Source organism: Neobacillus sp. plas4 (assembly GCF_057221695.1).
Genome location: NZ_CM170152.1, coordinates 3635262 through 3649506 on the forward strand (window position 1 = coordinate 3635262; position 14245 = coordinate 3649506).

At 39.2% G+C, this 14245-nt stretch carries 16 protein-coding genes; 1 reads left to right on the top strand and 15 read right to left on the bottom strand.

The genetic code is table 11. The features are described from left to right. Positions 1–159 precede the first annotated feature (159 nt). From AC2TFD_RS18160 to AC2TFD_RS18230, 15 genes are all read right to left on the bottom strand, one after another. Positions 160–2529 carry a xanthine dehydrogenase family protein molybdopterin-binding subunit gene (locus AC2TFD_RS18160; protein WP_335567976.1) on the bottom strand — a complete coding sequence of 790 codons (2370 nt, stop codon included), beginning with the start codon at positions 2527–2529 and terminating at the stop codon, positions 160–162. 19 nt (positions 2530–2548) lie between these two features. After that, entirely contained in the window at positions 2549–3025 is a 477-nt protein-coding gene (locus AC2TFD_RS18165; RefSeq protein ID WP_335516072.1) for a (2Fe-2S)-binding protein, read from the bottom strand. After that, the gene (locus AC2TFD_RS18170; protein WP_484673688.1) at positions 3022–3903 is read right to left on the bottom strand and encodes an FAD binding domain-containing protein; all 882 of its coding nucleotides are present in this window, start codon (positions 3901–3903) and stop codon (positions 3022–3024) included. The genes AC2TFD_RS18165 and AC2TFD_RS18170 overlap by 4 nt, the downstream gene beginning before the upstream one ends. 39 nt (positions 3904–3942) lie before the next feature. Beyond that, positions 3943–4698, bottom strand: coding sequence for a maleate cis-trans isomerase family protein (locus AC2TFD_RS18175; protein ID WP_335516066.1), 756 nt, complete (start codon positions 4696–4698; stop codon positions 3943–3945). Positions 4699–4799: 101 nt separating this feature from the next. Next, positions 4800–5279, bottom strand: a complete 480-nt coding sequence (locus AC2TFD_RS18180; RefSeq protein WP_484673689.1) for an SRPBCC family protein — start codon at positions 5277–5279, stop codon at positions 4800–4802. Positions 5280–5450: 171 nt separating this feature from the next. Further along, positions 5451–6431 (bottom strand): CobW family GTP-binding protein, encoded by a 981-nt coding sequence (locus AC2TFD_RS18185; RefSeq protein WP_335516061.1) that lies wholly within the window; start codon positions 6429–6431, stop codon positions 5451–5453. Between the two features lie 16 nt (positions 6432–6447). Then, on the bottom strand, positions 6448–6930 hold the full coding sequence (locus AC2TFD_RS18190; RefSeq protein WP_335567975.1) for an aromatic-ring-hydroxylating dioxygenase subunit beta: 483 nt from the start codon (positions 6928–6930) through the stop codon (positions 6448–6450). Positions 6931–6952: 22 nt separating this feature from the next. Beyond that, positions 6953–8110, bottom strand: a complete 1158-nt coding sequence (locus AC2TFD_RS18195) for an aromatic ring-hydroxylating oxygenase subunit alpha (protein WP_335567974.1) — start codon at positions 8108–8110, stop codon at positions 6953–6955. Between the two features lie 5 nt (positions 8111–8115). Then, the gene (locus AC2TFD_RS18200) at positions 8116–9213 is read right to left on the bottom strand and encodes a zinc-dependent alcohol dehydrogenase (protein ID WP_335516054.1); all 1098 of its coding nucleotides are present in this window, start codon (positions 9211–9213) and stop codon (positions 8116–8118) included. Between the two features lie 58 nt (positions 9214–9271). After that, a complete protein-coding gene (locus AC2TFD_RS18205) occupies positions 9272–9502 on the bottom strand; it encodes a hypothetical protein (protein WP_335516050.1) in 231 nt (76 codons plus the stop codon). A 127-nt stretch (positions 9503–9629) separates the two neighbouring features. After that, a complete protein-coding gene (locus tag AC2TFD_RS18210; RefSeq protein ID WP_484673690.1) occupies positions 9630–10439 on the bottom strand; it encodes a DUF3891 family protein in 810 nt (269 codons plus the stop codon). Beyond that, entirely contained in the window at positions 10436–11146 is a 711-nt protein-coding gene (locus AC2TFD_RS18215) for an isochorismatase family protein (protein WP_335516044.1), read from the bottom strand. The genes AC2TFD_RS18210 and AC2TFD_RS18215 overlap by 4 nt, the downstream gene beginning before the upstream one ends. Before the next feature lie 15 nt (positions 11147–11161). Then, positions 11162–11530, bottom strand: a complete 369-nt coding sequence (locus AC2TFD_RS18220) for a DsrE family protein (protein ID WP_335516040.1) — start codon at positions 11528–11530, stop codon at positions 11162–11164. 16 nt (positions 11531–11546) lie between these two features. Then, positions 11547–12146, bottom strand: coding sequence for a TetR/AcrR family transcriptional regulator (locus tag AC2TFD_RS18225; RefSeq protein ID WP_335516038.1), 600 nt, complete (start codon positions 12144–12146; stop codon positions 11547–11549). Positions 12147–12396: 250 nt separating this feature from the next. Then, the gene (locus AC2TFD_RS18230) at positions 12397–12996 is read right to left on the bottom strand and encodes a short chain dehydrogenase (RefSeq protein ID WP_335516036.1); all 600 of its coding nucleotides are present in this window, start codon (positions 12994–12996) and stop codon (positions 12397–12399) included. Between the two features lie 330 nt (positions 12997–13326). Here AC2TFD_RS18230 and AC2TFD_RS18235 point away from each other — a divergent pair, with 330 nt between their 5' ends. Continuing rightward, positions 13327–14238, top strand: coding sequence for an EamA family transporter (locus AC2TFD_RS18235; protein WP_484673691.1), 912 nt, complete (start codon positions 13327–13329; stop codon positions 14236–14238). Positions 14239–14245 lie beyond the last annotated feature (7 nt).

Here is a 14245-nt window from a genome sequence, read left to right on the forward strand (position 1 = left end):
CTCCCCTACATTCTTTATACATGGTTTTTATCCATTGACAGTTCAAGGGTCAGACTCGTAAATAAGGCTGGTCTTACCCTTGAATAGATTTCTTTATTATCACTAAACTTATATTGTTTACCGACTAAAAAAATTTCTAAAAAGGTTACTAGATTCCTCTTAACTTAGGACACTTTCTGCATTTTCAGCTTCTTCTATTAAACTTCTTAGTTTATTAGGGCTAATTGGGAGAGTGTTTATTTCTATTTTTAATGGTCTCATTGCATCACAAACAGCATTGGCGATTGCAGCTGGCGGGCTGATGGCACCACCTTCTCCCACTCCCTTAATCCCCATCGGATTGTGTGGCGAAAGATACTCTTGGTGACCCATTTCAACTTCAGGGACCTCCATTGCCGTAGGAATTAAATAATCCATATAGGTTCCGGTCACTAATTGGCCGTTTTTATCGTAAATAATTTCTTCATAAAGTGCACCACCAATACCCTGTGCAACTCCACCTTGAATTTGACCATCGACAATCTTAGGATTAATTACACGGCCACAATCATGAACGACAATATAACGCAAGATGTCGACAAATCCTGTTTCCTTATCAACCTCCACAACTGCTATGTGAAAGCCAGACGAAAATGTCACGGTTGGAGGTACAAAGTAGTAAGTCGCACTCGCACCTGGTTCAATTCCTTTTGGAACCTTGCAGCGAGGACCCGGTTTAGCAGCCTGAGCTATTTCTTGTAAAGTAACAAATTTGGCAGGCATATTTTTCAAATAAACTTTACCGCCATTCATTTCTAGTTCATCTATTGAAACTCCAAGCATCTGGCCAGCAATGAGAATGAACTTTTCTTTTAATTGTTTGGAAGCGCCATGAACCGCTGATCCAGCCGTAACTGCACCCCTGCTTGCAAAAGTACCCACACCATATGGCAACAGACTTGTATCTCCGGCCCGTACTGATACTTGTTCTGGATTTACTCCAAACACATCAGCACAAATTTGGGAAAAAGTGGTTTCATGACTTTGGCCGTGTGGACTAGAGCCAACCCCTACCAAAATATGTCCAGTGGAGTCAACTTTGACAGCAGCACCTTCAAATGGACCAATACCTGTTCCCTCAATGTAAGACGAAAAACCAATCCCGATATTTTTATTGTTTTTCCTAGCCTCATTTTGTTGTTGACGGAATTCCTCGTACCCGGCTATTTTCATTGCTTGCTGCAACGATTTTACGTAGTCACCATTTTCCAAAACCATATTTGCACCATCGCGGTAAAAAATACCTGTTTCATACGGCATTTGATCAGGACGAACAAAATTCTTCATCGAAACTACTACCGGATCAAGATTTAACTTGTCAGCAATCATATAAATGATTCGATCCATTACGTAAACTGCTTCTGGTCTGCCTGCCCCGCGGTATGGTACGTTTGGTGTCTTATTGGTTAAGACGATTCGTCCGGTTATCTCATAATTTGGAATGTGATACATTCCCCGCAAATGTGCGGCCGAATTGTAGGCACAGCATAAAGCAAAGGAGTTATGTGCTCCATTATCTAAGAGGAACTGATCTTTCAATCCAAGAATTGTTCCATCATTTCTATATGCAACTTCAACGTCATGTACCTGATCACGCGAATGTCTGGTACTCTGCATATGCTCAAGACGATCTTCAATCCACTTAACTGGACGTTTGTATTTCATCGCAAGATACGGTATGATAATTTCCTCTGGATAGACCGCACATTTCGGACCGAATCCGCCGCCAACATCTGGGGCAACAACACGTATATTGCCTTCGACCAACCCAACGAGCTTTGAAAGATAGGACCGAACCATAAATGGTACTTGAGTAGATGACCAAACATCAAGTTGTTGATTTCGTTCTTGGTACTCGGCAATTACTCCTCTGGTCTCAAGTGGATTTCCCGATACTCTTGGAGTTTTTATTCTTGTTTTTAAAATGTGATTTGCCTGCCTAAAGACATGGTCAACATCTCCAACTTTCACCTCAAAATGTGATTGAATATTATTACCCAGCTCTGGATGGATAACAGGTGCGTCTTCCTTTATGGTTTCATAGGGATCCGTAATTACAGGCAAAGGCTCATAGTCTACCTTGATTAAAGCAAGTGCATCCTCAGCAACATACCGGTCTTCTGCTAATACAATCGCAACCGCTTGACCGACAAATGTTACCTTGTCTTCTGCTAACATGGGTTCAGGGTTTTTCTTAATCGTGGGCTTTATATCAGCTTCTAGCTGCGGAGGCAAGGTGAATTCTACAAATTCAGTGAAAGGTTTTACTTTTCCTTTTAAATCAGCAGCAATGATGACATCAAGGACACCCTTATAATTCTTTGCCTGTGAAAGATCAATGTTTTTTATCCTTGCATGTGCATAAGGGCTTCTTAGAATCGCTGCTTCGACCATATTTTCAATTCGAATATCCGCTACAAACCTTCCAGAACCAGTAAGCAGCCGATAATCCTCTTTTCTTTTTACATTTTGTCCAACAAATTGTTTCACGCTCGGGTCCCTCCTTTGGTTAACATTTCAGTACGTATGCCTCTTTCACAGCTTTAATAATATTGCTGTATCCAGTACAACGGCAAAGGTTACCAGAGATCGCTTCACGGATTTCATCATCTGTTGGTAAATCAGGATGAGTTTCCATGAAGTTTTTTACAGACATTAGAAAACCTGGAGTACAAAATCCACATTGTAACGCATGATTGTTTGCAAATGCTTGTTGAATCGGATGTAAAGTACCATCTACTTCAGCAAGGGATTCCACTGTCTCAACTTCTGAGCCATCCGCCTGGACAGCAAGCATTAAACAGGAACGAACAGGCTCACCATTTAGTAATACCGTACACGCTCCACACACACCATGTTCACAGCCAACATGTGTTCCAGTCAGGCCAAGTTTATCTCGCAGATAGTCGGATAAAAGCCATCTAGGCTCAATCTCTTTTTCTATCACTTTTCCATTTACTTTCATTTTGACGTTACAATTGCTCATGCGATTACTCCTTCCCTAGCCCGATCAACCGCTTTATATAATGCCCTTTCTAGTAAAACACCTGATAAATATCGACGGTATTCCTTCGAGCCGTGTATATCTCCTTCTGGATCCAATTCATCTAATTGAAGAGTAGCTGCTTCTTTGATAATGGAATAGTCAGGCAGCTTTCCTATTAAAAATTCCTCTGTTGCTTCAGGGACAAAAGGAACCGAGTTTGCACCGCCTAGTGCAATTTTTGCATCAGCTATCGTCCCATTATGATCAAGCTCTATGACGGCTGCTACCTCTACTAGAGCGAAATCCCCATGCCTCCTAGCAACTTCTTCAAAGGCGTATCCACTCCCCTTTTTGATTTTTGGAAAGCGAATTTCCTTTACAAGCTGATTTGGTTCTAACGTCGTTAATAAATAACTTAGAAAAAATTCCTCAGGTGATAAGGTCATTTCCCCCTCACTTGAAACAATAACGATTTCGCCTCTTAAGGCAGTTAACATACATGGCAGCTCAGCGGAGGGATCAGCATGTGCGATGCTTCCGCCAATCGTGCCCCTCGATCTGATTTGATTGTGTCCTACCCAGCGTATTCCTTCCGTCAGTAGCGGGCATTTTTCCTGAACCAATGCAGACTTTTCTACATCCACATGACGAGTCATCCCGCCGATTACAAGGGCATCTTCTTCTTCTCTGATTCCTTTCAATTCTTCTACTCTGCCAATATCTATTATGTAGCCAGGAGTTGAAAGCCTCATGCTTAATAAAGGAATCAAACTTTGGCCTCCAGACATAATCTTGGCTTCGTCTCCATATTCAGCCAGCATATTTAGAGCTTCTTGGAGATTATTAGGTCTTAGATAGGAGAACTTTGGGGGCTTCATTATGATGACCTCCTTTTACTAGGTTCATTTTTTCGATTATTAATATTTACCTGATAATAAGCTTCCAGCGTTAGGGACTGATGTCTCCAGCTCCAATTGCTTTAAAATTTTATAAACCGTTGAAGTGGCAGCAGTTAATACTGGAATACCCAGCTCATCTTCGACCTTTTGGACTGCTGGAAGCGATGGCATTTGTACACACGCAGAAAGAACGACTGCATCAGCTCCTTTAATATTTAGCTTTTTTGCAATCTCAGGAAGATTATTTGGATCTAATCGCCCAACTTCTAAATTATCCGGTACCTCAAGGCTGATCGCATCAATTACTTCAATTCCACTCTGTTCCAAATAATCAATTACCATCTGAGTTAAAGGTTTCATGTATGGGGTAATAATAGAGACTTTCTTTGCATTTATGGTTTTTATCCCCTCCACTAATGCTCCAGCACTACTGATTACTGGGACCGCACCATCATTTTCAACCGTTGCACCATACAACCTTTTTTCCGAGCTTATATGGTAGCCCGCTCCCTGACACATGATGGCAACCAGACACGCATAAGCAAGAACATCACAACGTGCATCAGATAATTCCACCGCACATCGGTCACTTTCCACATCCATTTTTGATAATTCCTCTTTTGAAACATGCTTCATTCTCATCCTGCTAGAATGAAAGGTGAAAGAGATTTTGGAAGATTCTTTCATTTTCGCGTACAGCATGGCTGGTATTTCAGTTTCCATTGTTGTATTAGAACTTGGGACAATTAGTCCTACTCGATAATTTCTTGTCATTCTCTTAACAACCACCTTTAATTTAGTTTATATATGTTCTTCTGCGATTTTCTAAGACAATGAGAAATAGTGCTATTGGTATAATCGATATATTGAAGGATTTATTCCATTTTAATTGCTGAATCTGCGGGCGATTCTATGGAAGCTGATTTTACCGCCTTTTGTATATCTTTAAAAAATTTACCTGCTAAAAATTTTGCTACACCGCCTAGAACTCGGTTACCGACACTTGCAATCGTGCCGCCTATTTCCGCGTCACAGTTCCATTCAAGTCTAGATCCGTCTTCTGTCCCAAATAATCGGCAATGCATTTCTGCTTTTACATGACCAGGAGATCCACTTCCAGAGGCGTGAAGAATATAATAATTTGGTTTATCTACACCTTCAATTTTTACTTTTCCTACATACTCTCCCTTGACTGCAGCCACGCCCAATTTTAAAACGATATCGTATTCACCATTTTCTTTCAAGACCAATTCATGACAGCCTGGTATGACTTTTTTCAAAATTTCCTCATCTAACAGTGAATTCCACAACTGATTGACATCCATTGAAAATTTCGCTTCACCTTCAAGATTCATCTGCGCAAACACCCCTTGTATTCTAGTACTTATGTTTAAGACTAGTAAAAATTAACTAGTCTTCCCCTTCCTATTATATATAATTCTGTATTTTCTGAATAATAAAAAAATCGACATATTCCTACATAGACTATTCAAACAGCATTTTACCAGCATTATTTTTGTATATTTTTATCCATTCATTTTCAAAAGCTTTTCAATTGGCATTCTTACAAGTTGGGAGAACTTTTCAAATGCCTGATTTGCATTTAAATCAACGCCTATTAAGGTAATAAAAGGTTGCCTTTCATATTCCATAAAGACTTCCCAACTCAGCCTATTCCCAATCCATTGAACTAAATATATGTTATTGTCTTCTTCTAAACAAACGAACCCTTTAGCCCTCATTAGATTGGGCTTTAGACAAAAGAAATACTCCTCTATCATGCTTTTTGTTACCTTAATTGGAACAGGAATTGCAATAGTAGATAAATATTCGTAAGAAGGTTGGTCTTCCTGCTGCTCCATATCCTCTATCGCTTGAAGGGACCTTTTATGGTGTTTCTTTCCTGTTCTATTAATCGTTAGCAGGTGATCCAGACCTACCTGACCTTTAACCGTGAATAGAAGCTCGGCTGAATCATTTAACACTTGAATTAATGTTTTAATTTTAGACCTATTCAGATTCTCTACCGTATCTACCTTATTTACGATAATAAAATCTGCAGAACATAGTTGTCTGGCAAATGTGGTCCTTATATCGAAAGAAGTTATTTTAGAAATAGTTTCAGCGTCAACAAGTGAAACGACACTTTTCACGTAAATACGAGAAACTAATTCTTTTTTCAACATTTCATCCATGACTTCCTCTGGATTCGCAATGCCTGTTAATTCAACAAAAATGGTAGCTGGGTTTGTCTTTAAAAGTTGTTCGAAGCTTTTTACCAGTTCACTTTTTTTACTGCAACAGACACATCCGTCATTAAGAGATTGAATAGGTACAGAACTTCTTCCATTAAGAATATGACTGTCAACATCCATCTTTCCGAACTCATTCATGAGTATTCCAAACGTCATTTCCTTTTGCTTGGATTCCTCAAGTAAATTTAATAATAGAGTTGTCTTTCCACTTCCTAAAAATCCACTTAAAATGATTACCGGTACTCTGCTCATAAATTTTGCACCTTTTCTATAACAAGAAGCTCAGGTTTCCGATAAATTCGTTATTATTAATGAGCTCCACTTTTTTTGAGGCAATTTTCCATGAGTTCCCGTTTTTTCTCAGCTTGTGTTCAAATCTGCCAGAATATATGGTTTGGATACTCCGCCTTAATTCCACAATTATAAAATTTGAGCTTACGGTAATCGATTGATCATCTTGATCTAGAACTCTAATATTTGAGATTAAATGTCTCGTTCTTGATTGCGGCTCTTGACCATATGCTAAACCACTTTGTAATCGCCAAACTCGTTCTCCCAGCCGCTCTTTGTTATCGTATATGATTGATACATGCGCATTTGGATCATAGTGATCCTTATTTGACGGAATCCAATACCAAGCGTCCTCTGTAAATAATTCAAGCCATTCATTAAACTTCCCATCATTTAAATAAGAGGCCTCATCTATAAGAAAAGCTTCTACATCCTTTCGGTCTATAAGAACTCCATTCATTTTCATGCCTCCTAACATCCTATTATTCTTTAGTCATTAGTCTCCGCCATTCTTTGTATAATGCTCTTGCCGAAACCTCGTCACTTGAAGTGGCAGTAATAATCCCGTCTTCATCTATCTCTTCCCGGTTCATTCCTCGACTGATTTCAAGCCATTCTGCTCCATTGGCTTTTGCATTCAGTCCTTCCATGACTCGGTCAAATCCAACCTCGAGGTCATCGACAGTCCCAAAACCAGCCGGACCATAGAAACCTTCGTGCTTTCTTAACCTGCTGGCATTCTCTTCTATGGAAACACCCTTCAGCATGATCGGGTATAAGCTTACGTGAGTCTTATTAACGGATATTGGTCTCGTTACACGAACTTGAGAACCTACAAAGCCGAGGTTAGGAAAAATAATCAAATTAAATGGTAATGCACCAATACCAAGGTCTCCATCTAATTCATATAAGGAGTGTCCATTACCCAAGTCACGTATTTTTTCGTTTTTGTGCATTTTAGAAAAATTTATTCTTTTTCCGGTTTTGTTGGCGACAAGATTAAAGAAACTTCTATGAGTGACACTTAAATGATAAGGGTCGATGGTATTTTCTACTTGTAGCTTCCAATTGCCGTCAAAGCTGTATTTATGAACACCTGCATTTAGTGCAATGCCCTCAGGTCCTGTATTTATTACATAATCGATATATTTACGGGCATGCCCCAAGTAGTCTTTTAGACTAGGAACGTCTTCCGATAAACTAGCAAAGATAAAGCCCCGGTACACTCCAACCTTAGGAACTTTTATTAACCCCATTTTACAGCGGTCAAATTTTTCATCATATCCATCTTGAAATGGCATTCCTGTCAAATCGCCATTATTGGAATATGTCCATCCATGATAGGCACAGCGGAAATAGTTTGCATTTCCTTGTTCCTGCTGACAAACCGTAGCAGCTCTGTGTCTGCAGCGGTTCAAAACAACATGTATCTCATCTGTGTCAGAGTCGCGGGTCACGATGACTGGATTGGAACCTATAACTGTTGTCTTGTAGTCACCTGAATTAGCAATCTCGCTTTCATGTGCTACATAGACCCAAGTATTTTCAAAGATTTTCTTCATTTCCTTTTGAAAAATACCTTCATCCTTATAGACATCTCCGTGTACTGCGCCTTCTTTTACGAGATCAGAAATGTTCACTATTTTCACCTATCTTCCTTTAAAGATTCGTTAACAACTGCAACATGTATACACCCATCCTCACCGTATGCATGGGTCCTGACTGCTTTGGCTGCCTCTTCAATAGAAAAACTGTGCGTAACCATCTTTTCAAGAGGGTATTTCCTTGATTCAATGACCCTTAATGCGACTCCGACTGCTTTCTTTGGCCGGCCAAGGACTCCTTTTACAGTCAGCAGCTTCCAAGTGATTTTACTAGACATGAGATTTTGGGATAATTTATCATCGGTCCCAGAGTGAACGATGGTTGCTCTAAGTCCAGCAAGATCTAATGAAGTTACGAGCTGTTGCGGGGCAGTTGCTGCGTTAATAACGGTATCTGCCATTTTCCCATCCGTTACTGCATGAACCTCTTTAACGAGATCCTGAGTATCTGCAAAAAACGTGTGAGTCGCACCAAACTCCTTTGCTAATTTTAGACGATGTTCGTCTTTTGACATACCCGTAACAATGATTTTCCCCGCTCCTGCTTCTTTAGCTCCGATTACTGCACCTAAGCCCATTGGTCCTGGTCCTTGGATAAGAACGGTATCACCGACTTTCGTATTCCCTACTTCTTGAACCCAGTGAATTCCATTCGATATCGGAATATATAATTGCAATAGTTCTGGAGAAACATCAGCACTCGCTTTATGAATAATAGAATTTGGGTGCAGATACATATATTCTGCAAATCCTCCCCATAAAGCCGTTTTCTCATTGTCTATCCGCATTGCCCCATATCGTAAATCAAAACATTGTTGATAGTTTCCGGTCAGACAATTATTACAGGAACCACATGGGATATACTCTTCGACTACCACTCGGTCGCCTTCTTTTAACCCCCATCGTTCTGCAGCCCTTTGACCTAAATTTGTTACCCTGCCAACTATTTCATGGCCAATAACACAGGGGAGTTGAAAAACCCCATTTCCGTCATTTAAATATGCTTCACTGTCGAATCCGCATACCCCGCAGGCTTCCACATGGAGGAGGGCGTCGTTTTCTCCTGTTTCAGGGATTGGAAATTCCTTTATTTCTATCGTTTCTTTTTCTGTCAGTACAGCTGCTTTTACTTTATTCAAATGCTTTTACCTCCTACCTTTTATCCGCTCTTATCAACCAATTTTACTGACAAAATTGCTATATGTCGTCTGCTTCATCAATCCATCTTGTTTGTGATGGATCTAATAGAGTAGTAAGATCCTTGTGCGTACTCCATAATAAACTTTCTAATTCAAGGGGATCGAAAAAGGAAACTTTTCCGGTTCGGATATCCTCTATTAATAACCGATCCCCATTAGCAGATCTGTCTAGTTTTACGGAAACATGTGCAAATTCATTTTTTAGGATAAAGCCTTCGCTCAATTTCATTCACCTGCATTCGATTGAAGTTAGTTAGTACCCACTAACATCATTACCTTATACTTTTGCACATTTTCATCGGTTGGTTACCTGAATATTAGCAAGGTTCAGATAACAAAAACCATAATGTGTTAGATTAGCTAGCAACAATTCTCCATTGAATATCTTCTTTTTCAGTACCTTCGATGATTTCCTTTGCTTCTTGGTGATTTTCATAGTCACGGTCATCTATTCTTCTTCCGGGGACGGAGGTATCAAATTCATCCGCAAATGGGAATGGCTGAATAAGAATTTCTCCATTTCCTTTTGATTTTACTGTTAAGTGAACCGGTTCGCTTTCCCTTGTCATTCTAACTGGACCTAATGTAACTTCATTCTTTTCTTTTGGATTATTTAATCCCATGAATAACCCTAAGCGATCCATAACCTGAAAATACTCATATTGCATCCATATGTTATCTTCAAATTCACTGCGTTTAAGTTGTGCTGCCCAATATTGCTGCTTGATATCAACCCATTCCTTTTGGATTGTGTTAATCGTTTCATTCATAAAGCCTCTGAGATCATCGGAAACTTTATACGTAAAGGTTGGATCGTATCCAAACCTACTTGTATATAAACCAATCCAATGCATTCCTAACATCATTCCTGCATATTGATCTTGTTTTAATGTGTCACGATAGCCAATTTCATAGAAACGAACATGTTCAGGTAAATTAACTTCTAAAAAGTTGGTTGGTCGTTTTGTTGCTTCGTTAAATAATACTTCATCATCAGGCTGCCTCCAACCAGCATCATGTTTTTCAATTCCAAGACTAACAGATTCATGATTTACTAACTTTTGAAACTGTTCGTTTCCCCATAACCTGGATACTGTTCCCATTTGGATGGCATGTTCGTCTTGCCTGACCAACACTAATTTTCCGTCCTGCTTTGAGATAATCATTTACCTTCCCCCTCAAGTTTAAGCGCTTTCAAATGGGATATAACCTGTTCTACAGGTATGACATCACCATACTTTTGTTGTATATCAAACAAGTTAATCGCATGGGTCGTAATACCACGATCAAATACGCATTCCTCTGGAACGACAACTTTATAATTATTTGAAAAAGCGTCAACTACAGTTGCTCTAACACATCCGCTTGTTGTGCAGCCTGTCACGATTACACTATCTACTCCCTTTGCTGTTAAAAGAGAAACCAATGGAGTTCCAAAAAACGCACTAGGTTTTTTCTTCGATAAAATGATTTCACCATTGATCGGTGCTAACTCTTCAACTACCTTAGTTCCTTTTTCTCCTTCCAGGAGCAGCGGGTGATCAAAAATCTGACCTTTAATTGCTACACGGTCATTATCACTGCTCTTGGAGCCTTCGATAATGGTATAAATCACGGGAAGTCCTTTTTCTCGGAATATTTCTAGTACTCTTCTAATATGTGGAATGGCCTCCCAACTAGCTGCTCCACAACTGGTTGGATATGTTTTAATTGCCTCTTCAATTTCCTCTGGCACATCCCCAGTGAATCCATATTGCACATCGACAATGATGAGTGCTGTTTTTTTGCCTAAACCATATGTCTTCCCTAGTCCAGCTCCAGAGTATATTTTTGAGTCACGTTCATCTAAGTATTTTTCCCAAATTCCAGTCATTTGACTTCACCTCTCTTACCCGTAAGTTATGACCTTATCACAAGCTGCGGTCATTTCGACTAGGACACTGGGAGACCCTAATTCTATCTTTTTCCCTTGTAAATCATCTTCCGTAATACCTCTGGCCCCGCAGGATACTTGTGATAGAACAATTCGACCTCCACGTTCAAGTATTTCATTAACAGAGTTTCGTAACTCCGTTGCCGTTACCCCTACCCCAAATACCGTGTCAAGATTTTCTTCCTTTAGTAATTGGACTGCACTTCCTGCAAGAAACATTGAGGCCTGATGTCCATCCCGAAGAGCTGTTTTAGCAATTAGAAATGCCCGGTCTGCTTGGGTTGGTGCCTCTGGACCATGTGTTAAGTGAATTAATAAATGCATGTTTTTTCCTCCTTCATTAATGGACTCTTTCATCTACCTTACTGGATGTTAAGTGATCGATAAATACATGGACACTTCCTTTTATTACATCCTCTTCTGAAAGGGAAGTAATGATTTCTCCTGAAACGAAAGATCGTGATATAAAAAGACCATAACTCATATAAAGAAAATTCATGGCTGTGAGCTCATAATCACAATCTCTGATAAGTTTCCTTTTATTCATCTCTTCTAAATATTTTTCAATCAATTCCTTTAATTGCCTTGGGTGCTTATTAACCTGTTCAAGCAGTCCCGGCACATTATGCCCTTCTTGAATGGCAATTTTTATGACGTTTTTATTTTTTTTCATGATGGTGTGATATGTCTGGGCAATCATCAATAAATCTTTTTCTAGATTCCAAATTAACTTATGCTCAAACAGCTCCTTCATCTGAAAACTATAATAGTAACGGTCAATTGCTGCTTCTAATATTTTTTTTTTGTTCGGAAAATGTCTAAAAAGAGTCATTTCACTCACACCAGCTTTTTCAGCTATTTGTTTCGTGGTTGCTCCCTTAAATCCTTTTTTCGCAATCATATCAATTGCGACCTTCAAGATTTTTTCATCCGTGGTCATATGCCTTCTACCTACCTAACTATGTTTGTTAGTACTCACTAACTTTCTCCTAATAAGAATGTTATAACAGTGACAAAATTGTGTCAATATTTTTTCTGAATTATTTAAAAATTTAAATAAATGATTGACATATAATAAATATTAAAATACAAAAAAGCACCGGTACAACTTTGTACTGGTACTTTTAATTGTTTATTAAGGTGCATAGCGTTCCAATAACTCAGGTGATTACTTAAATGATTTTCCTCACCTAGTAAACACGATATGTCTTCCCTGTTTGACCACCTTCTACACTCTTTTGATAGGCTTTAGCCACTCGGTATGCAGAAACAGGCTCGAATCCAGGAAAATAAGGACCATATTTTTCAATTGATTCAGATAAGACCGTCGGACTAATATTATTAATCCGAATTCCTCTAGGTAACTCAATCGCTGCTGATTCCACAAAGGCCTTAATTGCACCCCCTACCATAGCAGCAGACACACCACCCACAATTGGATCCTCCATAATAATACCGGTTGTTAAGGTAAAACTACCACTATTATTTACGTGTTTATGACCAAGAAGAACTAAGTTTACTTGGCCTTTTAACTTGCTTTGAATCGATAGTTCATTCTCTTCAGGCGTAAGTTCTGTCAGTGGGCCAAAAAATGTGGCACCCGCTGCACAAATCACGGCATCAACCTTCCCTATTTTTACGTACATTTCTTTGATGCTATCCGGCGATGTGATATCGACCTGCAACTCTGCTCCATTCCGCCCAGCTGTCACCACTTCATGTCTCATTTCTAATTCTTTACGAACCGCACGACCAATTGTCCCATTTGCTCCTATTAAAAGAACTTTCACTTTAAAACCCTCCTCAAATTAAGTATCTACCTAATTTATGTTCCTATTTGGTATTTCCTTCCTATCAAGATGATAATTATATACTATATCTTCCAATCCCTTTTTCTCAATAAAAAAAGGGTAAATGGCACTAGATTGTTTCACTTAGGAGATTCTGAAATGAAAGTTGTTGATTGACATCCACTGTAAATACCCTTAGAATAAACAAAGTAATATTGAACCCAAAAAAATTGTTCGTGGACTTTTCTAGAGAATTCTCTATTTTCGCCACACAGCTAATATAAGCTGTGTGGCTTTTTATGTTTTATAGACTGAAAGGGGTATGTAAAAATGAAAACTTGGCATTACGCATTACTTGTTTTATTGGGGGGATGCTGCTACGGCGCATTATCAACATTTGTAAAGTTAGCTTATTCCGCTGGTTTTACTAGTGCAACGGTGACAGGAAGTCAATTCTTAATGGGGACTCTCTTAATCTGGATCGCAGCTCTCTTTACGAAAAAGAAAAAACTAACACTGCCAAAAATAGGCAAATTGCTTTTATCGGGGATTCCGCTTGGATTAACGAGTCTATTTTATTACCAATCTCTGCAATCACTTAACGCTTCGCTTGCGATCATCTTTTTGTTTCAATTTGTCTGGATTGGCAGCTTATTTGAATGGTTCTTTTATAAAAAGAAACCAACCATGGGGAAGGTTGTTTCTATTGCGATTCTGGTGATTGGTTCCATATTTGCTTCAGGAATTATCGCTGAAGGCAGCGGAGGAATGACATGGCAAGGTACTATTTGGGGAATGCTTTCTGCAATAACCTATACGACTTTTATTTTTCTTAGCAGCAGTGTGGAGAAAGATACACCAGTTGTGCAAAAAAGTGCTTTGTTTACCACTGGGGGCATGATTACCGTCTTCCTCCTCAGTCCGCCAACGGATTTGCTGCAATTGCCAGTATTAATGGAAATTGCACCGTACGGTTTTTACCTTGGTTTATTAGGTGTAGTATTACCGCCAATCCTCTTTACAATCGGTATGCCACATATCGGACCAGGTCTGGGAACCATTTTAACATCTGCTGAACTTCCTATTGCTGTCATCTTATCATCGCTAGTTTTATCAGAACAGGTAGGTATGTTCCAATGGCTCGGAGTTGTTTTAATATTAGGCGGAATAATAGCAGGAAATTTGAGGTTACCTAAAACAAAAATAAAGTCTTCCTATGCGGAAAGGGAGTCTAGCTTATAAGGTTGGT